General features: G+C 60.4%; 25 protein-coding genes and 1 pseudogene. 4 read left to right on the top strand and 22 right to left on the bottom strand.

Going from position 1 to position 23449, the window contains the following annotated elements; all coding sequences use genetic code 11:
- Positions 1 to 47 precede the first annotated feature (47 nt).
- From ACQRBV_RS07255 to ubiE, 10 genes and pseudogenes are all read right to left on the bottom strand, one after another.
- A pseudogene (locus tag ACQRBV_RS07255) lies at positions 48 to 1106 on the bottom strand (methyl-accepting chemotaxis protein); the annotation flags it as partial.
- 97 nt (positions 1107 to 1203) lie between these two features.
- Positions 1204 to 1911 (bottom strand): 16S rRNA (uracil(1498)-N(3))-methyltransferase, encoded by a 708-nt coding sequence (locus ACQRBV_RS07250; RefSeq protein ID WP_104995294.1) that lies wholly within the window; start codon positions 1909 to 1911, stop codon positions 1204 to 1206.
- The gene (tatC, locus tag ACQRBV_RS07245; protein WP_060754566.1) at positions 1908 to 2699 is read right to left on the bottom strand and encodes a twin-arginine translocase subunit TatC; all 792 of its coding nucleotides are present in this window, start codon (positions 2697 to 2699) and stop codon (positions 1908 to 1910) included. Before tatC ends, ACQRBV_RS07250 begins: the two co-directional genes overlap by 4 nt.
- Positions 2696 to 3097, bottom strand: coding sequence for a Sec-independent protein translocase protein TatB (tatB, locus tag ACQRBV_RS07240; RefSeq protein WP_411985300.1), 402 nt, complete (start codon positions 3095 to 3097; stop codon positions 2696 to 2698). Before tatB ends, tatC begins: the two co-directional genes overlap by 4 nt.
- 10 nt (positions 3098 to 3107) lie before the next feature.
- Positions 3108 to 3386, bottom strand: coding sequence for a twin-arginine translocase TatA/TatE family subunit (locus ACQRBV_RS07235; protein ID WP_411985299.1), 279 nt, complete (start codon positions 3384 to 3386; stop codon positions 3108 to 3110).
- 25 nt (positions 3387 to 3411) lie between these two features.
- Positions 3412 to 3744 (bottom strand): phosphoribosyl-ATP diphosphatase, encoded by a 333-nt coding sequence (locus ACQRBV_RS07230; RefSeq protein WP_005783994.1) that lies wholly within the window; start codon positions 3742 to 3744, stop codon positions 3412 to 3414.
- 2 nt (positions 3745 to 3746) lie between these two features.
- The gene (hisI, locus tag ACQRBV_RS07225) at positions 3747 to 4139 is read right to left on the bottom strand and encodes a phosphoribosyl-AMP cyclohydrolase (protein WP_090367312.1); all 393 of its coding nucleotides are present in this window, start codon (positions 4137 to 4139) and stop codon (positions 3747 to 3749) included.
- Positions 4140 to 4180: 41 nt separating this feature from the next.
- A complete protein-coding gene (ubiB, locus tag ACQRBV_RS07220; protein ID WP_090367310.1) occupies positions 4181 to 5785 on the bottom strand; it encodes a ubiquinone biosynthesis regulatory protein kinase UbiB in 1605 nt (534 codons plus the stop codon).
- Positions 5782 to 6405, bottom strand: coding sequence for a ubiquinone biosynthesis accessory factor UbiJ (locus ACQRBV_RS07215; RefSeq protein WP_411985298.1), 624 nt, complete (start codon positions 6403 to 6405; stop codon positions 5782 to 5784). Before ACQRBV_RS07215 ends, ubiB begins: the two co-directional genes overlap by 4 nt.
- Entirely contained in the window at positions 6405 to 7175 is a 771-nt protein-coding gene (ubiE, locus tag ACQRBV_RS07210) for a bifunctional demethylmenaquinone methyltransferase/2-methoxy-6-polyprenyl-1,4-benzoquinol methylase UbiE (protein ID WP_060754560.1), read from the bottom strand. Before ubiE ends, ACQRBV_RS07215 begins: the two co-directional genes overlap by 1 nt.
- Positions 7176 to 7319: 144 nt before the next feature.
- On the opposite strand from ubiE, the gene ACQRBV_RS07205 reads away from it, so the two are divergent.
- From ACQRBV_RS07205 to ACQRBV_RS07195, 3 genes are all read left to right on the top strand, one after another.
- Positions 7320 to 7595 carry a polyhydroxyalkanoic acid system family protein gene (locus ACQRBV_RS07205; protein ID WP_060754559.1) on the top strand — a complete coding sequence of 92 codons (276 nt, stop codon included), beginning with the start codon at positions 7320 to 7322 and terminating at the stop codon, positions 7593 to 7595.
- A gap of 104 nt (positions 7596 to 7699) precedes the next feature.
- Positions 7700 to 8122: a phasin family protein gene (locus ACQRBV_RS07200; protein ID WP_060754558.1), complete on the top strand. Its 423-nt coding sequence runs from the start codon at positions 7700 to 7702 to the stop codon at positions 8120 to 8122.
- Positions 8123 to 8134: 12 nt separating this feature from the next.
- Entirely contained in the window at positions 8135 to 9070 is a 936-nt protein-coding gene (locus ACQRBV_RS07195) for a phasin family protein (protein ID WP_411985297.1), read from the top strand.
- 67 nt (positions 9071 to 9137) lie between these two features.
- Here ACQRBV_RS07195 and ACQRBV_RS07190 read toward each other — a convergent pair whose 3' ends face one another.
- The 7 genes from ACQRBV_RS07190 to ACQRBV_RS07160 all read right to left on the bottom strand — a co-directional run bounded on the left by ACQRBV_RS07190 (position 9138) and on the right by ACQRBV_RS07160 (position 16650).
- A complete protein-coding gene (locus ACQRBV_RS07190) occupies positions 9138 to 10094 on the bottom strand; it encodes a fimbrial protein (RefSeq protein ID WP_411985296.1) in 957 nt (318 codons plus the stop codon).
- Between the two features lie 91 nt (positions 10095 to 10185).
- Complete coding sequence (locus tag ACQRBV_RS07185) at positions 10186 to 10713, bottom strand: fimbrial protein (protein ID WP_411985295.1); 528 nt, start codon at positions 10711 to 10713, stop codon at positions 10186 to 10188.
- An 18-nt stretch (positions 10714 to 10731) separates the two neighbouring features.
- Positions 10732 to 11673, bottom strand: a complete 942-nt coding sequence (locus ACQRBV_RS07180; RefSeq protein ID WP_161547713.1) for a fimbrial protein — start codon at positions 11671 to 11673, stop codon at positions 10732 to 10734.
- 56 nt (positions 11674 to 11729) lie between these two features.
- Positions 11730 to 14297: a fimbria/pilus outer membrane usher protein gene (locus tag ACQRBV_RS07175; RefSeq protein WP_411985294.1), complete on the bottom strand. Its 2568-nt coding sequence runs from the start codon at positions 14295 to 14297 to the stop codon at positions 11730 to 11732.
- Positions 14298 to 14435: 138 nt separating this feature from the next.
- On the bottom strand, positions 14436 to 15203 hold the full coding sequence (locus ACQRBV_RS07170) for a fimbrial biogenesis chaperone (RefSeq protein WP_060754552.1): 768 nt from the start codon (positions 15201 to 15203) through the stop codon (positions 14436 to 14438).
- 8 nt (positions 15204 to 15211) lie between these two features.
- The gene (locus tag ACQRBV_RS07165) at positions 15212 to 15988 is read right to left on the bottom strand and encodes a fimbrial biogenesis chaperone (protein WP_411985293.1); all 777 of its coding nucleotides are present in this window, start codon (positions 15986 to 15988) and stop codon (positions 15212 to 15214) included.
- Between the two features lie 80 nt (positions 15989 to 16068).
- Positions 16069 to 16650 (bottom strand): fimbrial protein, encoded by a 582-nt coding sequence (locus ACQRBV_RS07160; RefSeq protein ID WP_411985292.1) that lies wholly within the window; start codon positions 16648 to 16650, stop codon positions 16069 to 16071.
- 371 nt (positions 16651 to 17021) lie between these two features.
- Between ACQRBV_RS07160 and ACQRBV_RS07155 the strand changes: the two genes are divergently transcribed.
- A complete protein-coding gene (locus ACQRBV_RS07155) occupies positions 17022 to 17684 on the top strand; it encodes a response regulator transcription factor (RefSeq protein WP_060754694.1) in 663 nt (220 codons plus the stop codon).
- Between the two features lie 17 nt (positions 17685 to 17701).
- Here the strand turns inward: ACQRBV_RS07155 and ACQRBV_RS07150 are convergent, their stop codons facing one another.
- From ACQRBV_RS07150 to ACQRBV_RS07130, 5 genes are all read right to left on the bottom strand, one after another.
- The gene (locus tag ACQRBV_RS07150) at positions 17702 to 18322 is read right to left on the bottom strand and encodes a TetR/AcrR family transcriptional regulator (RefSeq protein ID WP_060754549.1); all 621 of its coding nucleotides are present in this window, start codon (positions 18320 to 18322) and stop codon (positions 17702 to 17704) included.
- 27 nt (positions 18323 to 18349) lie between these two features.
- A complete protein-coding gene (gene phaC, locus ACQRBV_RS07145; RefSeq protein ID WP_198760837.1) occupies positions 18350 to 20032 on the bottom strand; it encodes a class II poly(R)-hydroxyalkanoic acid synthase in 1683 nt (560 codons plus the stop codon).
- 89 nt (positions 20033 to 20121) lie between these two features.
- On the bottom strand, positions 20122 to 20967 hold the full coding sequence (phaZ, locus tag ACQRBV_RS07140) for a poly(3-hydroxyalkanoate) depolymerase (RefSeq protein ID WP_060754547.1): 846 nt from the start codon (positions 20965 to 20967) through the stop codon (positions 20122 to 20124).
- An 82-nt stretch (positions 20968 to 21049) separates the two neighbouring features.
- On the bottom strand, positions 21050 to 22729 hold the full coding sequence (gene phaC / locus ACQRBV_RS07135; RefSeq protein WP_060754546.1) for a class II poly(R)-hydroxyalkanoic acid synthase: 1680 nt from the start codon (positions 22727 to 22729) through the stop codon (positions 21050 to 21052).
- Positions 22730 to 22977: 248 nt separating this feature from the next.
- Entirely contained in the window at positions 22978 to 23355 is a 378-nt protein-coding gene (locus ACQRBV_RS07130; protein ID WP_411985291.1) for a gamma-butyrobetaine hydroxylase-like domain-containing protein, read from the bottom strand.
- Between the last annotated feature and the right edge of the window lie 94 nt (positions 23356 to 23449).

Genomic DNA, 23449 nt, shown 5'->3' with positions numbered 1-23449 from the left:
TGCGTGACGCCGTCGCTGATGCCGCCGATCAGTTCACGCAGGCCCACGGTCATGCTTTGCATGGCGCGTTGCAACTGGCCCAGTTCATCCTGGCGCATCGAGTCCAGGTTGTGGCTCAGGTCGCCCGAGGCTACGCGCTCTGCGACTTTAAGCGTCTGGTTCAGTGGGATGACGATTTGGCGGGTGATGGCCATGGCGGCGATGATGCCGAAGATCAGCGCCAGCACGGTGGCCAGCAGTAACAGCTGTTTGGCTTGCACGACGTCGGCATCACGCACTGCCGTTTGCGAGGTGGTGAGCTTTTCGCTATGGCCCAACAGCATATCGCCTTGGGCCTTCATGGTCGCCATGGCCGCCGCGCTGGCAACCTGGGCGTCGCGATACTGGCTGACGGCAGCGCGATAGGCTTGCAGCGACACGCCGGCTTCTTGCAGGTTGGCCTGATACGGCTCCGGCAGTTGGCCTTGCAGTTGGTTGATTTTTTTCAGGGCGTTGTCGATGGCATCCAGGGCCGGCTGTTCGGCCTCCGTCTTGCCGCTGTAGGTGTAGCCGCGAACCTGGAAGCGCGATTGCTGGATCAGCTTGCTCAAGTCCACCACGCTATTGAACTGGGCGACGCTGTCGCCTTGCAGCAGGGCTTTTTCGATTTCATTGATCTTGGCCACGGCGTTGTCAGCGGTGTCGCCCAATTGGCTGCGGGCGCCTTCACGCTTCAGACCGGCCTGGACCATGGCGGCGAAGGCTTTTTTATATTGATTCAGGGCCTCCAGTTGCTGCTCGACCAGCGCCTTGTCGTTAGGCTGTTCGATCAGATCCAGGGCGGTTTTCAGGCCGCTGTCCAACTGCGTGAGCAAGCCATTGACCGCATCCGTACCTTGTTCACCACGACGCATCTCGAAGTCCAGGCGTGCCAGCCGCAGGTCTTTGGTCAGGCTGTTGAGGCTGGAAATAAAGCCGAGTTTGTCGCCACGGCTGGTCACGTTGCTCAGGCCGGTCCAGCCGGTGAAGGTGATCAGTAGCGTCAGGATCAACACCAAGCCGAAGCCTACGCCCAGCTTGCGATTGACGCTCACATTCCCCAGTTTTTCGGCTAACCAACGATACATGCTGCGATCTCCTTTGGAACAAGGCTTGGACTTATTCAAAGGCTATCGGCCGGCAGGGCTATATCTGTAGGAAAACTGGAGTTTGTAGTGAGCGTTGTTAGAACAGGCGGGCGAGCAGGGCGGTGACCGCCGTTTCGACGCGCAGGATACGTGCGCCGAGTTGCACCGGTTGCAAGCCGGCCTGGGTCAGCAAGTCCACTTCATAGGGAATCCAGCCGCCCTCGGGGCCGATGGCCAGTGTCACCGGCTCATCCAGCCCGCGCGGGCAGGCCGGGTAATCGCCAGGGTGGCCGATCAGGCCCAGGGTGCCTGCGGTCATGGCGGGCAAGCGGTCTTCAACGAACGGCTTGAAGCGCTTTTCGATAATGATCTCGGGCAACACCGTATCCCGCGCCTGTTCCAGGCCCAGGATCAATTGCTCACGGATCGCTTCAGGCTCCAGGAACGGCGTCTGCCAGAAGCTTTTTTCTACGCGGTAGCTGTTGACCAGCACGACCTTCGGCACGCCCATGGCGGCCACGGTTTGCAGCACCCTGCGCAGCATTTTCGGGCGCGGCAGGGCCAGCAGCAGGGTCAGGGGCAATTTGGCCGGCGGGGGCTGGTCGAAGCTGACTTGCAGCTCGGCCTCGCGGGTTTCCAGGCGCAACAGCCGGGCGTTGCCCATCAGGCCGCCGATGCGCCCCACGCGCAGGCTGTCGCCCACCGCAGCACGGTGGACTTCCTGCATATGCACCAGGCGCCGATCACGCAGCACTACCCGGTCTGCCGCGATAAAGTCGGCCTCTTCCAGCAACAGCAGGTTCATGGCTGGGTGGCTGGCGGCTGGTCGTTGTCGACGGGCGGGTCATCCGGCTGGTCTTCGCGCTTGCTGATCAGGCTGCCGAACAGGATGCCGATCTCGAACAGCATCCACATGGGCACGGCCAGCAAGGTCTGGGAGAAGATGTCCGGCGGGGTGAGAATCATGCCGACCACGAAGCAGCCGATGATCACGTACGGGCGGATCTTCTTCAGGTATTTGACGTCGACCACGCCGATCCATACCAGCAGCACCACGGCCACCGGAATTTCGAAGGCCACGCCAAAGGCGAAGAACAGCGTCATTACGAAATCAAGGTAGCTGGTGATGTCGGTCATCATCTCCACGCCGGCCGGCGTGGCTGCGGCGAAGAATTTGAAGATCAGCGGGAACACCAGGAAATACGCGAACGCCATGCCGGTGTAGAACAACAGGATGCTCGACACCAGCAACGGAACGGCGATGCGCTTCTCATGCTTGTACAGGCCCGGCGCGATGAAGCCCCAGATCTGGTGCAGGATCACCGGGATCGCAAGGAACAACGACACCATCATGGTCAGCTTCAATGGCGTGAGGAACGGCGACGACACATCGGTGGCGATCATCGTTGCCCCAGCCGGCAGGTACTGGCGCAGAGGCGTGGAGACGAAGGTGTAGATTTGCTGGGTAAAGGCGAACAGCCCGGCAAAGATGATGAAGATGGCCGCTACACAACGCAGCAGGCGGGTGCGCAACTCGGTGAGGTGCGAGACCAGCGGCATGTGCTGGTCGTTTTCCGGTTTATCAGCGCTCATGGGGCTCGCGGCGGCAATGTAGGGTCATGGGGCGCGGGCGACGCAACGGGCGTCGGCGCAGGCTCGGTTGGCGTGGCGGGCGTGGCTTGTGCAACGGGTGCGGGCGCGATGCTGTTCGGGGCCGCAGGCTCCTCCGGCTTGGCCGGCTCTTGTACCGGCGACAGGATTTTCCGGGCTTCCTGCTCCAACGACAGAATGTGTTCGTTGTGCAGTTGGCGGCGGATCTCGTCGGCGCCGATTTCCCGTTCAACTTCCTGTTTGATGGCGTTGAAACTGCGTTTCAGGCGCCCGATCCACAGGCCGGCCGTGCGTGCGGCACCGGGCAGGCGTTCAGGCCCCAATACCAGTAACGCCACGAGGCCGACGAGTAGCAGTTCAGAGAAGCTGATACCAAACATTAGTCAGTGCTCACGAGTCTTTGCGGGTCGGCTCTTCGACTTTTTCAGCCTGCACGTCGAAGGTCCGACGCTCGGTGATCGGCTGGGTGGCCTGCGGATGTACCGGCTGGGCCGGCGGCACCGGAGTGGCGACCGTGTCGGCCGGTTTTTCGTCGTCGTTCATGGCCTTGCGAAAGCCCTTGATCGACTCGCCCACATCGGTGCCCAGGTTCTTGAGTTTCTTGGTGCCGAACACCAGTACCACCACCACCAGAATGACGATCCAGTGTTTCCAGTCAAAAATGCCCATGCTGCAATTCCTCTGTGAAAGTTATTCAGGCGGACGGGCGCGAGGCCTTTTCGACGTGCCCGGACAAGCCGAAGCGACGGTCCAGTTCATCCAGTACGGCCTGCGGATGCTGCCCCAGTTGGGCGAGCATGACCAGGCTATGGAACCACAAGTCGGCGGTCTCATAGATTACATCGCTGTAATCACCGCTGATCTGCGCGTCCTTGGCGGCGATGATCGTTTCGACGGACTCCTCGCCGAGCTTCTCCAGGATCTTGTTCAATCCCTTGTGGTACAGGCTGGCGACATAGGAGCTGTCGGCATCCGCGCCCTTGCGGTCTTCCAGTACCTGGGCCACGCGGTTCAGGGTATCGCTCATGTTCAGTGTCCTGGAGAATAAATGGCGTGCGGGTCTTTGAGCACCGGCTCGACAATCTTCCATTCGCCGTCTTCGAACACGCGATAGAAGCAACTGTGACGACCGGTGTGGCAGGCGATGTTGCCAATCTGCTCGACCATCAGGATCACCACGTCGGCATCACAGTCGAGGCGTATCTCGTGCAGGGTTTGCACATGGCCGGACTCTTCGCCCTTACGCCACAGTTTGCCACGCGAACGTGACCAGTAAATAGCGCGCTGCTCAGCGGCGGTGAGGCTCAGGGCCTCGCGGTTCATCCAGGCCATCATCAGCACGCGCCCGGTCTTGTAGTCCTGGGCGATGGCCGGCACCAGGCCGTCATTGTCCCACTTGATCTCGTCCAACCAGTCTTTCATGTTCGGCTCCGGCAATTTGCGACAGTGTATAACCGGATCGGCTATCGACGCACGATCAGATACACACCCACGGCGACCATGATGCCGGCTGGCCAGTGGCCCAACTCATTCAGTGGCCCGCCAATGGCTAGTATCACGCCACCCACCAGGTGCGCGGCGCCCAAAAGACGCAGGAACCAGTCGTCCTTGCGCTTCTGCCAGGGTGGCGCCGGGTCATGGGCGTGGGGCTGGGACATGCGCTCCAGCAGGTCACGGGTCATGTTGGCCAGGTGCGGCAGTTGTTCGAACTGGCTGTGCAGGTTGCCGATCAGGGTTTTCGGGCTGACGCGCTCACGCATCCAGCGTTCCAGGAACGGTTGGGCGGTGTTCCACAGGTCAAGGTCCGGGTACAGCTGGCGCCCCAGCCCTTCAATGTTCAACAGGGTTTTTTGCAGCAACACCAACTGCGGCTGCACTTCCATGTTGAAGCGCCGCGCAGTCTGGAACAGGCGCATCAGCACCTGGCCGAAAGAGATATCTTTCAGCGGTTTTTCAAAGATCGGTTCGCAGACGGTACGGATCGCCGCTTCGAATTCGTTGAGCTTGGTTTCCGCCGGTACCCAGCCCGAATCGATGTGCAGTTGCGCCACGCGGCGGTAGTCACGCTTGAAGAAGGCAAACAGGTTGCGCGCCAGGTAGTCCTGGTCTTCCGGGGTCAGGCTGCCGACGATGCCGCAGTCGATCGCAATGTACTGTGGGTTCCACGGGTTCACGGTGCTGACGAAGATGTTGCCCGGGTGCATGTCGGCGTGAAAGAAGCTGTCACGGAATACTTGGGTGAAGAATATCTCCACACCGCGTTCAGCGAGCATCTTCATGTCGGTGCGCTGGTCCGCCAGGGTCGCGAGGTCGGTGACCTGCACACCGTAGATACGCTCCATCACCAGTACTTTGGGACGGCACCAGTCCCAGTACACTTGCGGCACATACAGCAAGGGCGAGCCTTCGAAGTTGCGCTTGAGTTGACTGGCGTTGGCGGCTTCACGCAGCAGGTCGAGTTCGTCGTAGATGGTTTTTTCGTAATCGGCGACCACGTCGACCGGGTGCAGCAGGCGTGCGTCGGCGGAGAAACGCTCGGCGGCGCGGGCGAGGATGAACAGCCATGCCAGGTCCTGGCCGATGATCGGCTTGAGGCCGGGGCGAATCACCTTCACCACCACTTCTTCACCGGTCTTGAGCTGTGCGGCGTGTACCTGCGCCACCGAGGCCGACGCCAGCGGCTCGATGTCGAAGCGCCTGAACACTTCGCTGATCTTTTTGCCGAGCTGTTCTTCGATCAGCTTGACCGATTGCTGCGAGTCGAACGGCGGCACGCGGTCCTGCAGCAGCATCAGTTCGTCGGCGATGTCTTCCGGCAGCAGGTCGCGGCGGGTGGAGAGGATCTGCCCGAACTTGATGAAGATCGGCCCCAGGTCCTGCAGCGCCAGGCGCAGGCGTGCACCACGGCTCAGTTCCAGCTGCTTGCGCGGCAGCCAGCGCCACGGCAGCACATAGCGTACTGCCAGAAGAAACCACGGCAGGGGCAGGGCAAACAGCAGGTCATCGAGGCGGTAGCGGGCTACGACGCGCTGGATACGAAACAGACGGCGGACGGCGAGCAGCTTCATGCGTTATCGCTTGGATCAAGGGAACGGCTCAGGCGCTCGAAGCGGGCCTCAAGGCGTTCCAGGTCGATTTTGGCCTTGTCGAGTTCACGAAAGCGCGCTTGCGCTTCCCGTTGCCCGACCAGGGTGCGCGATTCTTCGCTCAGGTATTCGGCAAGGTTCTGGTTGAGGCTGGCGAACCCTTGCTGGTACCAGCGCGAGCGGCTGCGCAGGTGCCCGCTGATCAACTGGGTGGCGACGGGGCCGATCCAGCGCGACAGCTCGTATTCCCAGTCCAGTTCAAGGTCTTGCAGCACGGCGGCCAAGTCCATCAGCACCGCACTTTCGCCTTCCAGTTCCACTTCGGCGCTGTGGAGGATGGCGGTCTTGTTGCGGCTCAAGGCCAGGTGCAACAGGCTCGACGCCGGCGCCCGCAGGGTGCAGTCGGCCTCGGCGGCCCAGTGGCTGGCGAGCAGCAAGCCTTCATCGCTGGGCAGGATGAACAACTGCAAGGCGGGGCTGCGGCAGTCTACGGCAATGATCTTGCCGTTGAGGTGCGCGAGCCGCGCCAGGGCGGTGCTGTCCAGGCGCAAGACACGGTTGATGCCGTGTTCCACGCTGGCGAGAAGACCGGCGAACAACATCAGGGCTTGATGCCGCGGTGCAGGGCGACGATACCCGAGGTCATGTTGTGGTAGGTCACGCGGTCGAAACCGGCCTCCACCATCATCGACTTCAGAGTTTCCTGGTCAGGGTGCATGCGGATCGATTCGGCCAGGTAACGATAACTCTCGGCGTCATTGGTGATCAGCTTGCCCATCAACGGCATGAAGGCGAAGGAGTAGGTGTCGTAGACCTTGGACATCAGCGCGTTGGTCGGCTTGGAGAACTCCAGCACCAACAGGCGACCACCCGGCTTGAGCACGCGCAGCATGGAGCGGATCGCGTCCTCCTTGTGGGTGACGTTGCGCAGGCCGAAGGCGATGGTCACGCAGTCGAAATGGTTATCCGGGAACGGCAGTTTTTCGGCGTCGGCCTGGACGAATTCGATATTTCCGGCCACGCCTTTATCCAGCAGGCGATCGCGACCGACCTTGAGCATCGAACCGTTGATGTCCGCCAGTACCACCTGGCCGGTGGGGCCGACGAGCTTGGAGAACTTGGCCGCCAGGTCGCCCGTGCCGCCGGCGATGTCCAGCACACGGTTGCCGGCGCGTACGCCCGACAGTTCGATGGTGAAGCGTTTCCACAGGCGGTGCATGCCGCCCGACAGCACGTCGTTCATCAGGTCGTACTTGGCGGCCACGGAGTGGAACACCTCAGCGACTTTTTCCGCTTTCTGGCTTTCCGGGACGTTCTTGAAACCGAAGTGAGTGGTGGGTTCGGCATCGCTGCCTTTGCGCTGATCAGTCATATCGCTGTCACCAAAAGAGAATGCGGGACATGATAATCCCCATGACCTGCTTTGTCTTGGCAAGGCTGAAGGTAAGATAGGCGGTCACCGAGACCTTTTGCCGCATGGCAGGTGTTCCACTCGCTATAAAGAGGAGTCATTGCAATGGCCCGTATTACCGTTGAACGTGCACACACCTTGGGTAAAGAGGGCGCGCGGGCGAAGGCCGAGAAGTTGGCGCACAAGCTCAAGGAGCAATATGGCCTGGAACCTTCATGGTCCGGCGATACCTTGAACCTCAAGCGCTCGGGGGTTAAAGGCACTGTATTAGTGGCTGATGAGTCGCTGCGCATTGATGTGGAACTGGGCCTGTTGATGTCGGCCATGAGTGGCACTATCAAGTCCGAAATCGAGAAGGCGCTGGATAAGGCGCTGGCTTGATTCACCGCGCTTAGGGTGCCGATTCTAATTTTTCTCCCTACTTTGTGCCCAGGCCCTCAACTCCTGTGGGCTGTTCCTCCACCCTATTTTGCGTGAGGTGCACCATGGCCAAAGTTATTTTGAAGAAAAAAAACGACGTACAGTCCACTGCCCTGAGTGACGTTAAAAGCTATGCCCGCAAGATCTGGCTGGCGGGTCTTGGTGCGTATGCCAAGGTCGGCAGCGAGGGCAGCGAGTACTTCAAAGAGCTGGTTAAGACCGGTCAACATGTTGAAAGTAAAGGCAAAAAAGTTGTGGTTGAACAACTTGATGCTGCCAACAGTCAGATTGATCAAGTAAAGAGTAATGTCTCCAGCGTCAAAGGCTTGGTCGAAGTTCAACTGGATAAAGTTGAAAAAGCCTTTGACACGCGTGTTGCAAGTGCCTTGAATCGGATTGGCATTGCGTCTAAACATGACGTTGAGACACTCTCTGCTAAGCTCGAAGAGCTGACGGCATTGCTCGAACGTGTCGCGCGTAAACATTAAGGAGACAACGGGATGGCTGTTCAAAAGAAAACTCAGAAAGAAGGCAGCTCGTGGATCGGGGAGGTTGAAAAATATTCCCGTAAGATCTGGCTTGCTGGTTTAGGCGTGTACTCGAAGGTTAGCAGTGACGGCGGTAAATACTTCGAGACCCTGGTTAAAGACGGCGAGAAGGCCGAGAAGTTGACCAAGACCACCGTAGGTAAGAAAGTCGAGGCGGCCAAGGCCACTGCCGGTTCCGCCAAGTCCAGTATTTCTGATACTTGGGGCAAGTTGGAAGAAACGTTCGACAAGCGTCTGAACAGTGCCATTTCTCGGCTGGGCGTACCCAGCAAAGCAGAACTGAAGACGCTGCACAGCAAGGTCGATACCCTGACCAAGCAAATCGAAAAACTCACCGGCGCGAAAGTGGCTCCGGCGAAAACCGCAGCCGCCAAACCGGCTGCCAAGCCTGTCGCTAAAACTGCAGCGGCCAAGCCTGCGGCGAAATCGGCCGCCAAGCCTCTGGCAAAAGCCGCCGCCAAACCTGCCGCCAAGGCCCCGGCAAAAGCAGCGGCCAAACCCGCTGCCAAAACCGCCGCGGCAAAACCAGCCACCAAGCCTGCCGCCAAGCCCGTGGCCGCTAAAGCCGCTGCCAAGCCTGCCGCTAAACCCGCCGCCAAGGCCGCCGCAAAACCGGCTGCCAAGCCCGCGACTAAAACCGCTGCCGCCAAACCTGCCGCCAAACCGGCAGCCGTCAAACCCGCTGCCAAGCCGGCGGCCAAACCCGCCGCCGCTAAAAAGCCGGCCGTAGCGAAGAAACCAGCAGCGCCCAAGCCGGCAGTCGCGGCCAAGCCTGCCACGGCACCTGCGTCAACCGCCTCCACCGCCAACTCGGTTTCCGCGCCGGCGTCTGCTGCTACAACTACGACTGCGACGCCGGCCACGCCGACGCCATCCAGTCAGTCCTGATTTTACCGGGACCTGAAAATGCCCGGCCTGAAAAGGTCGGGCATTTTTTATGCGCGCTCAAACTTCATCAGTCGTAAGCGATGGAAACGATTGCGGTACTGACCAGGGTTCCTGGAGTGATCGCGGCCCCGGTTTTGTGATACTCCGCGTTCATGGGTAACACCGCTCTCGCGCCGCTTGTCGGGATCTGGCGGGTGCGTTGGGCCGCAGACCCATTGGCGGGAATGTACGCGACGTTGCGGTGGGACAGCGAGAGCGCCGTTCCTCTTGAGGTTCCCGTATTGGCGAACAGCGCGCCGTTCCCGGTTGACGGCGTACCCGAGAACAGGAAGCTCACATTCCTGATCCCAGGTTCGCAGTGGGCGGTCAGTTCGAAGGGATGCACTCCGGTGGAGTTGGCGTGGTTGAAGTCGGAAACCCTGACGGTGGGCAAGATTATCGTGCGATTCACATCGCCAACGGCCAGGTCGCAGGTAGACGCGGGATTGACGAAGCGTATGGAGGTATTGAGGATCATCCGGTAATGGCCTCTGCCTCCATCCCAGTTGTTATGCTGGATTTCACCGCTAGGCAAAGTGCCGGTTGTCACCGGCCCCAGCTTGTAAAACTGCGCAACCAGCCGGGTAGCCCCCCATAGAATCCTTCCAGGAGCCGAGACAAGGCTTTCGGTCATGAGCTTGGCGGAATAGGGCGCGCCGGAGGTCAGCGTGACCATGACGCGCATGCCGATGCCAGGAACATTCGTGTGATAAATGAGCCCTCCCGGCGCCGAGATTGCGGACGTGAACCGCCCTGTGAGAAACGTCGGGGTCGGGGAGTGGCAATTCATGTAAAACGTCGGGTAGGGCCCTGCAAATGTCTGGCTGGTGATCAGTTGGCCGATGCCAAGGCTTTCCGGCACGGTAATGGTGCTGGGAAAGGTCACACTGTGTTGCATGTTGGGGTAGCGATCGCAGGCCGCCTGGGCGGCGACTGGCAAACCGAGGCCCAGCAATACGCAAAGAGATTTGAAACCGTGCTTCATCTTCTGTTCTCGTGACGAAATAGGCGTCGGCACTGGTGGTCCACAGTTCACGCAGTGCCGTGATCAAGGTTGGAGGGATGCCAGACCTTCGTCAGTTGTAAGTGATGGACACCGTCACGGCGCTGACCAGGGTGCCTTGGGTGATCGGCACACCGGTTTTGTGGTAGGCGACCTGAAGGGGCAGAACCGCCTTGTTGCCGCTGGTCGGTATCGTTCGGCTGCGTTGGGCGGGAGTGCCGTTGGCGGGGATTGTGGTGTGGGGGGCGGCGCGGTGTGCAAGCCACAAAGCCGTCCCGGCTGAAGTGCCGGTGTTGGCAAACAACAGCCCGTTGCCGGCGGAAACGGTGCCGGCAAACAGGAAAACTACATTGCGAATGTCCGATTCGCAGTCGGCGGAAATTTCAAAGTTGTGCGCTCCTGTGAAATTGACCGAATCAAAGTCAGATATTTTGACCGTTGGCAGGGTAATGGTGCGGTTCACATCGCCAGCGGCGAGGTTGCAGGTACCGGCGTTGACCTGGCCCCGGAAGTTGAGGGTGCCCGTGGTCGCGGCGTGTGCGGCATTGGTAGCCAGGCTTGCGGTGATTGCCAGTGCTATGGGCAGGGTTCGAAAGCTCATCAGGTAGTCCTTGTTATTTCAGTTGTAGGTGATGTTGACGGTGGCAGTACTGGCGAGCGTGCCCGAACTGACCGTGCCGTTTTTGTGGTAAGCCGCACCGAGCGGCAGGATTGCGCGATTGCCGGTAACCACCAGCGTGCGCGTGCCATGGTTGCTAAGGGTCTGTGGGACGCCGTTGATGCGTGAGTACAGCCACAGCGCTATACCCGCTGCGGTGCCGGTGTTGGCGAACAGCAAGTCGTTCCCGGGGGCGGGAGTGCCGGTGATACTGAACGTGACGTTGCCTGCATCGGTGCAGTTGGCTGTCAGGTCGAAGTTCTGTGCGCCGGCGTAGACCTCGTCTTTCAAGGCACTGACTTGGATGGACGGGAGCGTGATGGTGCGGTTGACGTCGCCGGCTGCCAGGTCGCAAGTGGCCGCAGGCCTGACGAAGCGGACCGGGCTGGCGAGTTGCAGTTGAAACCGCTCTGGAGTGATGACCCAGTGTTTTTCCCAGAACCTTCCGCTGGGGATTGTCCCGGTGGTCACCGCGCCGATTTTGTAGAAGGTGGCCTCCGCTGAGGTGAAGCTGGGGATCTTCCCGTACACCTGTTGGTAGCCTTGGTCATAAAGTGCAAAGGCTGCCGGGCCTCCGCCGCCGGCCCAGGTCATCGTGATACGCAGGCCTACCCCTGCAACTTCGGTGTGGTAAGCGTCAGTCCCCGGGTGTTGCAGCCGGGTATATCGACCCCAGACCCCGCTATGGGTGGCAACGCTGCACTCGGCAAAGTAGTCGGGTGCCGTACCGTTGAAAGCCACGCGAGTGATGACGCTGCCAACCGGCAGGCTGTCCGGCACGGTGATGGTCGCCGGCAGGTTCAAGGTAAACGTATCGTTCTGGAATCGGTCACACCTCGCCTGGGCGGCGACCGGTATGCCAAGGGCCAGCAGTGTCGAAACCAGCAGGGTAGGGTGTTTCATCGTCAGTCCCGTCCTCGGAAATAGAGCGTTTGGGCGCGATATGCGCGCTCGCCGGATCAACCGCTTGTATTGGCCGTGCAAATGCCGGCATCCAGATGGCGCAACCGCTGGGTGGCGCTCCCTCCCGTTGCCTTGTCCAGGCCGTATTGCAGCCGGCAAGACGCGTCGTCACGGCTACCCCACTTGACGGTCAACCGCCCCTGGTCACGCGCTACGCGTACAAACGCCTTGCCGCCCTGGCCGACGATCCCCACGCTGGCACCGTCTTCATCGAATACATCCGAGCCGAACGGCAGCAGGCTGCCATCCTCTCGCAACGCTGTGATCAGCACGGCTTGGCCGCTGACTGTGTCGAACTGCAGCTTCACCACCGAGCCTGCACGGGGCGCTACGTTTTGCGCGGCGGTCTTGAGTTCCACGTCGACCGACAGGTCCTTGGGGTCCAGCTCGACCACGTTCTGGCGATAGGGCGTGAGGTGGGGCACCACGGCAAAACCCTGCTTGCCGACCTGGGCGCCATGGTTGCCGTTGATCCGCGCTCCCTGGGCGTCCGCTGCCTGGACGATGCCGATGGTGTCGCCCAGCTCCGGAGCGAAGGTCACGCCGTCTGCGTGGGCGACGACGCCACCGGTCATGCCCAGTGACATGGCGCGGTAGGTGTTGCTCTGGCCATAACCTGCGGACAGCACGCCGTGGCTGGCCTGGTACTTCACGTCGGCGGTCACGGAGTTACCGCTGCCTTGCGTGCGGCTGCCTCCCACGCCGTAGGTGAATTCGCTGCGCTCGCCCAGTGTGCCGCCAAGGTTCACGCGTTCGCCGCTGCTTTGATTGCCGCGAAAGGCCGTCGTGGTCAAGGTCGGTGAGCGAGGGTCGCTGCCCAGTGGCAGGCTCACGGTCAGTTCCAGTTGCTTGTCGACCCTGTCACTCAGCAAATCCTTGGTGCGCTGGGCACTGACGGTGTAGTGCAGGCCCTTCCAGCTATTGGTGTAACCGGCGGTAAAGGTCAGGTTGCCGCTGGCGCGGTTCCAGTAGTTTTGCGAGGAACCGGTGAGGTACACCGAGCCGTTGCCCAGGCTCTGGTTAAGGCTGATGTCCATCCTGTCGCGCAGGCGCGACAGGTTGTCCAGGCTGCGCCCGTCGATGGCGAGGTCACGCACCCGTGCCGCGTCGGCGATGCTCAGGAAGCCTTCGGTGGAGTAACGGTAGGCGCCGAGGGCAAAGTGCGTTCCGGTGTCGGTGAAATTCTTGCTGTAGCGTAACTGCAAGCTTTGTCCGCCACGCGGTTCATGGCCCGGCAGGGCGGCTCTCGATGTGGTCAGGTCAAGTGACAGTGCGCCAACCGGGGTGTTGAACGCTGCGCCCAACAACTGCGACAGATAGTCCTCGCTGACGACCGCGCCCATGTAGGCGGTGAGCAGGTTGTTGAGCCCGTTCTGGTAGGTGGCCTGGGCCAGGGTCGGTGGATGGCGCAGGCCGATTTCATCCAGCACGCCGACACTCAGCGAGTAGCGAGTGTGGCCCGCGCGCAGCAGGTTGGCATTGGCGGCAAAGGGCACGATAAATTCGCGCTGACGGCCGTCGGCTTCGGTCACCGTGACGGTCAGGTCGCCGCCATAACCGGTGGGGAACAGGTCGTTGAGGACGAATGGGCCGGGAGCGACAGACACCTCATCGAGCAGCACGCCGCGCTGGCGCACCGTGACCCGGGCGTTGGTCTGGGCGATGCCGCGTACCACCGGTGCAAAACCGGTCATGGAGTCCGGCAGCATGCGGTCATCGCTGAACAGGCTGGCACCGCGCAGGCGCACACTGTCGAACAGCTCGCCCGGGGTGTAGATCTCGCCCAGCATCAGTTGTGAACGCAGAGGGTTGAGTTCGCGTTGCACATAGGTGCTGCTGCTTTGATAGCCCGAGGCGGTGTCGGTCTGGCTGAAGCTGCCGTTGTGACGCCAGTGCCAGTCACCCAGGTTGAGCCCGGTGTTCAGGCCCAGGTAATGGGAGTTGAGTGAGCGACCGTTGGTGCGGGTGGCAAAGGTGTTGGCGTTGTAGCGCGCAAAGGCCGCATCGACCCCACTGTCCCAATGCTTGGGGTCAACATAGCCACGCGCCTTACGCGCCAGGTAGATCTGTGGCACCTGCAGCGTCAGGCGGTTTTCGCCCGAATCGAATTGGCTGGTGCTGCCTGGCAGGTAGGCGGAAATGTCGGCACAGCGAGCAAATGTCGGGGTGGGCGCCTGACCGGCCTCGGCCGGTTGCTTCTGCGGCGCGTCCAGGTCGATGCCAAACCTGAGCAGCGCGTCTCGCTCCAGGCACATATGCGCAGAGTCCTGGCCCTTGACCGCGATGAAGGCCAGGGTTTCACGGCCTATCCACTGGCCGTTGAGGTAGACGTCGCTGCGGTAGCTGCCGGGGAGTACAACGTTGCCCTGGCTGAATTTTGAAATATCAACTTGCTGGCCGCCCACGCCATCCGGAAAGAAGGCCGGGTTGAACTCGACATTCTCGACCGCGTGGGCGTTGAGGGATTGGGCACCGCCCAGCAGTAACAGGCAACGCGCCGTGTGCGTCAACCAATGACGTGTCAGGGACCTGGGTCTTGCGCTGACAGGCGTGTTCAAACTCATCTTTACCATTTCCAAAAAAAGGTGCTGTCCGAATTCGGGCAAGGGGAAGCCCTGCCCTGAAAAATGGGCATCAAACGGGTGTGTTCAGTGAGGTGAGGAGCGGGTCGGGCGGCTACGGTGCTCGGCAGGCTTCGTCGCTCACATCAGGAGCTTGGCGCGATGAGAGGTCTTTACCCCAAAGTCGTCGAGCGTCTGGAATTCCACGGTTGTTGCGCGGCCCGGTGCTGACTTGAGACTGGGCACTTCAAAGCGATTGCGAGCGCCAGGCGCCACCATGTTCTCGGCACCGGATGTCGAGGCCTTGCGTGCATGACGCAGGTTTGACTCCAGCACTTCAATCTCCTCGAACGTCACGTGATAAGGGGTGGGGTTGTAGACTTCCAGAACCTGGCCCTGCTCGGTGGATTCGCGCCGCCATTGCAGTTTGCCCGGCGCAGCGTCGACGCCATAAGGCAGGTTCGGCGGGCGGAAAAACAGCTTGATCCGCGACCGGAAGGCGAGCTGCAGCTGGTTGCCCTGCTGGGCGTCCCGAGTTTGTGCGGGTACTTCCAGCAGGTTGAACCAGAACAGGCTTTCCTGTTTCGCCGGCAAGCTTTCGCCGGTGTAGGCCAGGCGCAGAACCTGTTGCTTTCCGGGTTCCATGCGGAAGATCGGCGGCGTGGCGATAAAGGGGATGCCGGCAAGGTCCGGCGTGGAGTGTTCGTCGCCGCTGTCCAGCCAGGCCTGAATCAACACCGGTGCCTGGTTTTTGCTTTCAAGCCTGACCGTCACCTCTTTGTCGTTCTGTGGGTAGATGATCCGCGTGTTGTTGATGACAACGCTGGCGTGCGCGAGGGCTGTGCCCAGCAGTGCGAATGCCAATACCATGAGCTGCAAGAGCCGCTGTGAAATAGAGGTTAGGTTCATGGGGTGAGTCATCGGGTAGTTGAAGGGGCAAGGTTTGCCGAGTGACGTACTCGGGCACCGAAGTCGCTGACGGTGGTGAACTCGACCTTGGAGGCGCCACGGGGACGCTCATGCAGTTGCGGCAGCGCAAACAGTTTCACGTCTCCGGCCGGCAGCAGCAGGCCATCGTTGGCTGCCTGGTTCGGCGCTTTGCTGAAGCGTTTACCCTCGCTGAGCAAGTCAACGGTGGTCAGGGAAATATGGTACGGCGTCGGGTTGGTCGCTTGCAGCGCATAGCCCTGGTCCCGGGCTACCAGCTTCCACTGCAGTTTTGCCGGGGCACTGCCCACCGGATAGGGTAATGACTGGGGGCGCAGGAACACGCGCAGGCGAGTACGGAAGGCCAGTTCGATCTGGTTGTTTTGCTCGGCACCGGCGCTCACCGGGGGTACTTCCAGCACGTTCAGCCAGTACAGGCTTTCGCGGTCGGTGGGCGGTGTTTCGCCGGAGTAGCGCAGGCGCAATGCCTGCTGTTGATTAGGCTCAATGCGGAAGATCGGCGGTGACAGGGTAAACGGTGTTTGTGCCGTCGCCGGTGTCGAGCGCAGATCGCCCGTGTCCAGCCAGGTTTGCACCAGCGCCGGACGATCGCCTTTGTTCTCGAGGCGCACGACGACCTCCTGCTGTTCGGCGGGGAAGATCACGCGAGTGCCATAAATAATCACCCCTGCATGGGCGGGAGTCGCTTGGAGCGATAACCATCCAACAGCACAGGTGGCCAGCGCGAGGCGAGCCATTGTTTTCATAGTGTCCAACGTCTCTTCGAATCCAGGGAGGGACCTGCAGGGGCGCTGCAAGTCCGTTACCTACTTGGCCTGCCAGCTCCTTAATCGGCGTACACGACCATAAAGCCGACGCGTGTCTTGACCGTGCCTTCGGTGGCCGTGCCGCTGGCGTACATTTGCGCGGCCAGCGGGATGATGGCCTGGTTATCCGCGATGACGACGCCCTCCGATTTTTCGGTGTAAACGTTAATGGGCGTGCCATTTCGGTTGGTCACTTCAACCTGTACGTTCTTGGCGTTGGCGGTGTCGTCAGGGTTGTCGTAGCCATCGATGTTCAAGCGCCCGGTCGCCACGTCAATGGCCGGGCTGGTGGGGTCGAACGCAACCATGGCGGTGCGGCCGTTGGTGCAACTGCCTTCGCCGGGGGCGCCAATACGGATGGTGAAGCCGGTCAGGTTGGCACGATCACCCGGTCGCGCCAGGCGCGCAGCGGAAACACCCCCCAGGTTCACGTCCTTGACCACGGCACCGGTACCCGGCGCCGCGCCTTCGATGGTGCACGTCGTGTCGTTCACCAGTCCGGTGAAATTAATGGTGCCGTCATTGGCGGCGTAGGCGGTTTGCGATACGGCGGCAGCCAATGCAAGGGCAGTTGCAGCGGAAGAGAGAGCGTTGAATTTCATAGTATTTCCAAGCATGAATTATCTGGGATTGGCCTCGCGCACTTGGGCTTTGTTTAAAAACGCTCCAAGTTGGCGAGGCCTACAAATAATCGGCCGGAACCGTCGATGCTGCCTATAGAGAAGTAACGATATTGGCCTCGTGATTGTTCGAAATTTTGTATTTAGAATCCAAATAGTTGTATTGACGGCTACTTGTAAGATTGCGCTGTAAGTTGGGAATGTAAGAGAAATCCTTATTATTGTTATTGATTGAACCTGCGGTGCGGCTGGGATATACCGTGATCATAATGACCGGCGAGTTTTTGTAATGAGCAGTACTCACAAGATCGGGTTTTTCGATGCCTACATCAACTTCCAGTACGTACACCATCATGTTGCTTGATGATCATGAGATGGTTAGGCAGGGGATCGAGCTGGGCCTGAGCAAGGAAGTCGACCTTGAGGTCATCGGTTCCTTCGGCACAGGCAAGGAATTATTGGAGGCGCTTGCCCGGCGGCCTGCTGATGTGGTGGTGATGGATTTTATCCTGGGGCCTTCAGACATCGATGGCCTCAGCCTGATCCAGACCCTGAGCCGACGTTTCAAGCAGTGCAAACCCATCGTCTTGTCATCCCACTACACACCGGCAACGGTGTTAATGACGTTGAAGGCCGGAAGTTGGGGAGTATTGGGCAAAACCCAGAAGTTGACGGAGTTGGTTGCAGCGATTCGAACAGTCGCCCAAGGGCGAATTTACCTGCAGCCCTGTATGTTGCCGGAACAGCAAGGCGCCCAACTTATCTTTGAGGGGGGCGATATACCATCAACGCTGGGCGGGGGCGGTTCGCTCCCGACTAATGCCAGCCTCACACCCAAAGAACAGGAGGTGCTGCGTTGCTTTCTCGATGGCATGTCGGTGAGTTCAATTGCGGCAAAGTTTTCGCGCAGCGCCAGTACTATCAGTACGCAAAAACAATCGGCCTATCGGAAATTGGGCATCAAGACCGATAGCGAACTTTTCAAGTTCACTCAACAGTTTGGCAAGCCAGGGTAGGCAGTGTCTGCCCAGCCTTAACCCGGGTTGTCCAGATAGCGCAGAGCGAACTGTTCCGTCGCCTGGCGGGCCGGTGCCAACAAGTGTGGCGCCACCAGCATCATGATCTGGTAGACCACCACCTGCACTTCACCTTCGCGATCGAGAACTCGCTGGTAATCCAGGGAAAACAACAGGGTCAGGGTGATTTGTTCCACCAACTGGCCCAGCGCCTGGGTACTGCTGACCAACTGTCCCGCCGCTTTCAACCGTGCCAGCAGTGAAGCCAGGGTGCGCTTGAGTGCCGTAAGCAGGCTGCGAATGCCCTTGGCCAGTTTCGGCAGGCGCCCGGCGAGGTTCGACAGGTCCTGGAACAGAAAGCGGTAGTGCGCCATACGCTCGACGATCAGGTGCAGGAACAACCAGTAATCTTCGGCCTCCAGTTGCGCGTTCGCGGGTGGATCGAGCAGCGGCGCCAGCTCACACTGAAAGCGTTCGAACAGCCCGAGCACCAGCGGCTCCTTGCCGTGGAAATGGTAGTAGAGGTTGCCGGGGCTGATCCCCATCTCATTGGCTACCTCCATGGTCGACACGTTGGGCTCGCCCTTGCGGTTGAACAATTGCAGGGCACATTCAAGGATACGGTCGCGGGTCTTCATCCAGTCTTCTTAATGAGTTCGTAGAGCTCAGCGCACCCGCACATAAGTGCCCGGCGCCGCTTCCATCGGTGGGTAGTTCTGGTTGCCCAGGGCCGTGAGGGTTTCGCGTTGCACGCCCGAACGCTGCGTAATCCACTCCAGCCATTGCGGCCACCAACTGCCTTCGACGTGGTTGGCGTCGTAATACCAGGCCCGCGGGTCGCTGCTTAGCTTGGCGTTCTCGACGTAGTTGGCCTTGGGGTTGCCCGGCGGGTTGAGGATGCTCTGGATATGCCCGCTGTTGGACAGCACGAAGCGTCGCTCGCCGCCCAGCAATTGAGTCGAGCGATACACCGCGTCCCAGGGGGTGATGTGGTCGTTGATCCCGGCCACGCTGAAGCTGTCCACCGTGACCTTCTGTAAATCGATCGGCGTGCCACATACTTCCAGGCCGCCGGGGTGGCTCAACGGGTTGTGCTTGAAGAAGTCCAGCAGGTCGCCGTGCAGCGCGGCAGGCAGGCGCGTGTTGTCGTTGTTCCAGTACAGGATGTCGAAGGCCGGTGGTTCCTTGCCCAGCAGGTAGTTGTTGATCCAGTAGTTCCAGATCAGATCGTTGGGGCGCATCCAGGCGAACACCTTGGCCATGTCACGACCGTCCAGCACGCCCTGTTGATAGGAGTGGCGTTTGGCGGCCTCCAGGGTTTGCTCATCGACAAACAGGGTAGCGGGGCTGTCGATCTGGCTGTCGAGCAGGCTGACCAGGTAAGTGGCGCTGGAAATGCGCCGTAGCTGGCGCTTGGCCTGCAAGTGGCCTTGCAGGGCGGCAATGGTCAGGCCACCGGCGCAGGCACCCATCAGGTTGACCTCTCGGGCCCCGGTGATTGCCCGGCACACATTGAGTGCTTCCTCCAGGGCCGCCACGTAGGTGGACAGGCCCCATTCGCGATGGCGCACATCCGGGTTGCGCCAGCTGATCATGAATGTCTGCAAACCGTTCTTCAGGGCGTACTGCACAAAGCTGTTGCCGGGGCTCAAGTCGAAGATGTAGTACTTGTTGATTTGCGGCGGCACGATCAACAGCGGCTTGGCGTACTGTTTTTCGCTCAAGGGCTTGTACTGGATCAGCTCCAGCAGCTCGTTGCGAAACACCACCGAGCCCGGCGTAGTGGCCACCGTCTTGCCCACTTCGAAGGCGTGCTTGCTCACCTGGCGCGGCAGGCCATTGTTGTGCAGCAGGTCTTCGAACAGGTTGCTCACACCACGCACCACACTGTTGCCTCCGGAGTTCAGCAGTTCCTTGACGGCCAGTGGGTTGAGCAGGGTGTTGGAGGGTGAAACGGCGTCATTGATCAAGGAAAAGGCAAAGTGCGCGCGGGCGCGGTCATCGGCACTCAGGTGGCTGTCATCGATCCAGTGGCGCGTCTGCTGTTGCCAGCTCAGGTAGGCTTGCAGGCTGCGCCGGTAGAGCGGGTTGAGCTTCCAGGTGGGGTCGATGAAGCGGCTGTCGTTGGGGTTGGGCTCGTGCACGGTTTCGCCCAGCAGCACGCGCCCCAACTGGCCACCCAATGCCAGGGCATGACGGGCGGTATGCAGCGGGTTGCGCAAGCTGTGGGCCGCCACGCTGCGCAAGGTCGACAGCAGGTCTCGTCCCCTGAGACCGGTGATCGCATTTTGCGCGTTAATGAACGCAGCGGGGGTGGGCGCCGGGTTCGACACGGGTCTTTCTCGCATGAGCCAACACTCCTTGGTCAAGTCATCAAGCAGGCACGCCAATTCAGAACCATAGTCGGTTCCTGGGAAGTTGCGCGGCGGTGTGGTCCTTACACCGCGGGGCGCGGATGAATCACCGCGCGCAGGCGCTCCTCCTCGAGAAACTTCATGATGATTGGCGCCACGGCTTCGGCCCGAGTGATCAGGAACAGATGGCCGTCATCGATGATGTGCAACTGTGCGTTGGGGATGCGCCAGGCCAGCAGGCGCATATTGACCAGCGGGATCAGCGGGTCGTCGTCCCCCGCCAGTACCAGGGTCGGTTGGCGGATCTTGTGCAGCCAATGGATGCTGGTCCAACCCAGGCCGGCGAACAGCTGCCAGTAGTAACCCAGTTTGCCGGCCGAGCGCACTTTGCTGGCATGTTCGGCGGCGAGTTTGGCGTCGCGACGGAATGAACCGCCATAAATCATTGGCGCGATGCGTACTACGTGGGATGGCTGGATGTAACGGCGCGGGCTGGCCATCAGCCACAACACTTTTGGCTTACCCGGCACCATGACCGCACCCGCCGCCGTGGCCGCCAGGATCAGTTTCTTGCAGCGCTCCGGGTAGTCGTAGGCAAATTGCTGCGCCAGCGCCCCGCCCCAGGACACACCCACCACATTGACCTGGCCATAGTCGAGGTAATCGAGCATTCGTGCGGTGAGCTTGGCCAGGCCGGGAAAGCGATAGGGCACGCTGGGCGTTGAAGACCCTCCCACTCCAGGCACGTCGAAGGCGATCACTTCCAGGTCCGGGTCCAGCGCCTGGGCGAACGGAAACACCAGCTCGAGGTTGGCGCCGATGCCATTGAAGATCAGCAGCGGCGTCAAGTGAGGCTTGCCCGGGCGTACCGCCGTGCGGATGGTCTGGCCGTCCAGGTCGATGGTACGGAAGATGAACGGTTGCGGCATGCTCAAGCCCTGTGAAGTGGTGTCTCTGGAGTGCAGCCAATGTGGGGGGCAAGCGCCCTCCCACATTTGATCTCATTTCAATCTAGCGTTCATGTACGTAGGTGCCCGGCGCCGCTTCCGCCGCGGCGTAGGTTTTATTTCCGAGCGCTGTAGGGGCCTTCTTCAGTTTGCCTGCCCGGTCTGCCAGCCAACCCTGCCAATGCAGCCACCAGGAGTCGGTGTGCTTGGTCGCATTCTCCTGCCAGTCCAGAGCCTTGCCGGTCAGGCTGTCGCTGGTCTGGTAGCGCGCCTTGGGGTTGCCCGGCGGGTTGAGGATGCTCTGGATATGCCCGCTGCTGGACAGCACAAATTCGACCTTGCCACCAAACAGCTGCGCCGACTTGTAGCACGACTGCCACGGTGTGATGTGGTCGTTGGTGCCGGCCAGTGCGTAGATATCCGCGGTGACCTGCTTGAGGTCAATCGGCGTGCCGCACACTTCCAGTGCGTTGGCGCGCACCAGTGGGTTGTTCTTGAACAGTTCGATCAAGTCGCCGTGGAACGCGGCGGGCAAGCGCGTGGTGTCGTTGTTCCAGAACAGGATGTCGAACACGGGAGGCTCGTTGCCCAGCAGGTAGTTGTTGACCCAGTAATTCCAGATCAGGTCGTTGGGGCGCATCCAGGCGAACACTTTGGCCATGTCGCGGCCTTCCAGCACGCCGGCCTGGTAGGAGTGGCGCTTGGCCGCTTCCAGGGTCTGTTCGTCGACGAACAGCGCCACCTGGGTGTCCAGGGCGGTGTCCAGCACGCTCACCAACAGGGTCAGGGCGTTGACCTTCTTCTCCCCCAGTGCCGCGTAATGGCCGAGCAGGGCGGTGCAGGTGATGCCGCCGGAGCAGGCGCCCAGCATGTTGACGTCCTTGCTGCCGGTGATCGCCGTAACCACATCCACCGCTTCCTTGAGCGCCTCGATGTAGGTGGACAGGCCCCATTCGCGCTGGGCCTTGGTCGGGTTGCGCCAACTGACGATGAACGTCTGCTGGCCATTGCGCAGGCAAAAGCGCGCCAGGCTCTTATCCGGGCTCAAGTCGAAGACATAGAATTTGTTGATCTGCGGCGGCACCACCAACAGAGGGCGCTCGTGCACTTGCTCGGTGATCGGCTTGTACTGGATCAGCTCCAGCACATCGTTGCGAAACACCACCGCGCCTTCACTGGTGCCCAGGGTCTTGCCCACTTCGAAAGCGCCCATGTTGACCTGGCTCGGCATGCCGCCGTTGTGCACCAGGTCTTTGGCGAGATGGGAAAGCCCGTCGAGCAGGCTTTTGCCGCCGGTTTCAAAGAAGCGTTTGACCGCCGCCGGGTTGGCCGCGCTGTTGGTGGGGGCCATGGCTTCGGTCATCAGGTTGATCACGAAGTGGCCGCGGCTGATGTCCTGTTCGGACAGGTTGCTGTCGCCGATCCAGTCGTGCAGTTCCTTGCGCCACGCCAGGTAGGTTTGCAGGTAGCGTTTATAGAGTGGGTTCTGGCTCCAGGCCGGGTCGTTGAAGCGACGGTCGTCGCTCTCGGGCGCCAGTTGGGATTTGCCGAACATCACGTTTTTCAGTTCAACGCCGAAATGGGCGACGTGTTTGACGCTGTGTAACGGTTGCTTGATGGCTTGGGTCAACACCATCTTCGCCGAGGCCAATAAATCCTTTTTGCGTAACGCGATGATCGGGTTCAGCCCCAAGGTGTTTTCCGAGGCCTGGCGTTTCAAGTCATCGTTGTTCTTGTTACTCATCTACGACGCTCCATTGTCCGAAAGACGAGTACCGGGTACCGCTGTGCACCAGGTTTCGATACACAACACAAGCCAGGTACGCGACTCGGGTGACCGTTGATACCGCATCGTCAAATGCAGGGAACTTGCCAGTTCCATTGGTTACCCGAGTTTAATTTTTTTCGCAAGCGGGCCAATCGTTGGCCACGAGACAGGGCATTCAAGCAGATGGAATTAGAAAATGCTCTCTAAAGAGCCGCAGGCCTGAGCTAGAGCATCAGCCGCACGACCGACTCACTCGGGTCGCGGGTTTTTCCGGCGGCTTTGAGTTCCGCCAGATAATCGGCCCACAGTGCTTCCTGGCGTACAGCCAGTTGGTAGAGGTAGTCCCAAGTGAACAGTCCGCTGTCATGGCCGTCATCGAAGGTCAATTTCAGTGCGTACTGCCCGGCCGGCTCTACCTTGATCAGGCGCACGTTGAGTTTGCCGAATTGCAGGATGGGTTTGCCGTGGCCCTGGACCTCTGCGGAAGGCGAGTGGGTACGCAGCAGTTCGGCGGGCAACTGATAGACCTCATTGGGCCCGTAGGTGAGGCTGAGGGTGTTGGAGGTCTTGTGCAGGTTTACAGCAGTCGGGAATTTGGACATGGAAGATGATCCTGAATGAACCGGCCTCAAAATGTGGGAGGGGGCTTGCTCCCGATAGCGGTGCCTCAGTCAGCTTATCTGATACTGATACACC

Origin of the sequence: Pseudomonas sp. R11F (genome assembly GCF_050312575.1) — a bacterium.
In the GTDB taxonomy this organism is placed as follows: domain Bacteria; phylum Pseudomonadota; class Gammaproteobacteria; order Pseudomonadales; family Pseudomonadaceae; genus Aquipseudomonas; species Aquipseudomonas palleroniana.
The sequence above is the reverse complement of the archived record's forward strand: the minus strand, read 5'-3'. Positions and strand labels throughout refer to the sequence as shown.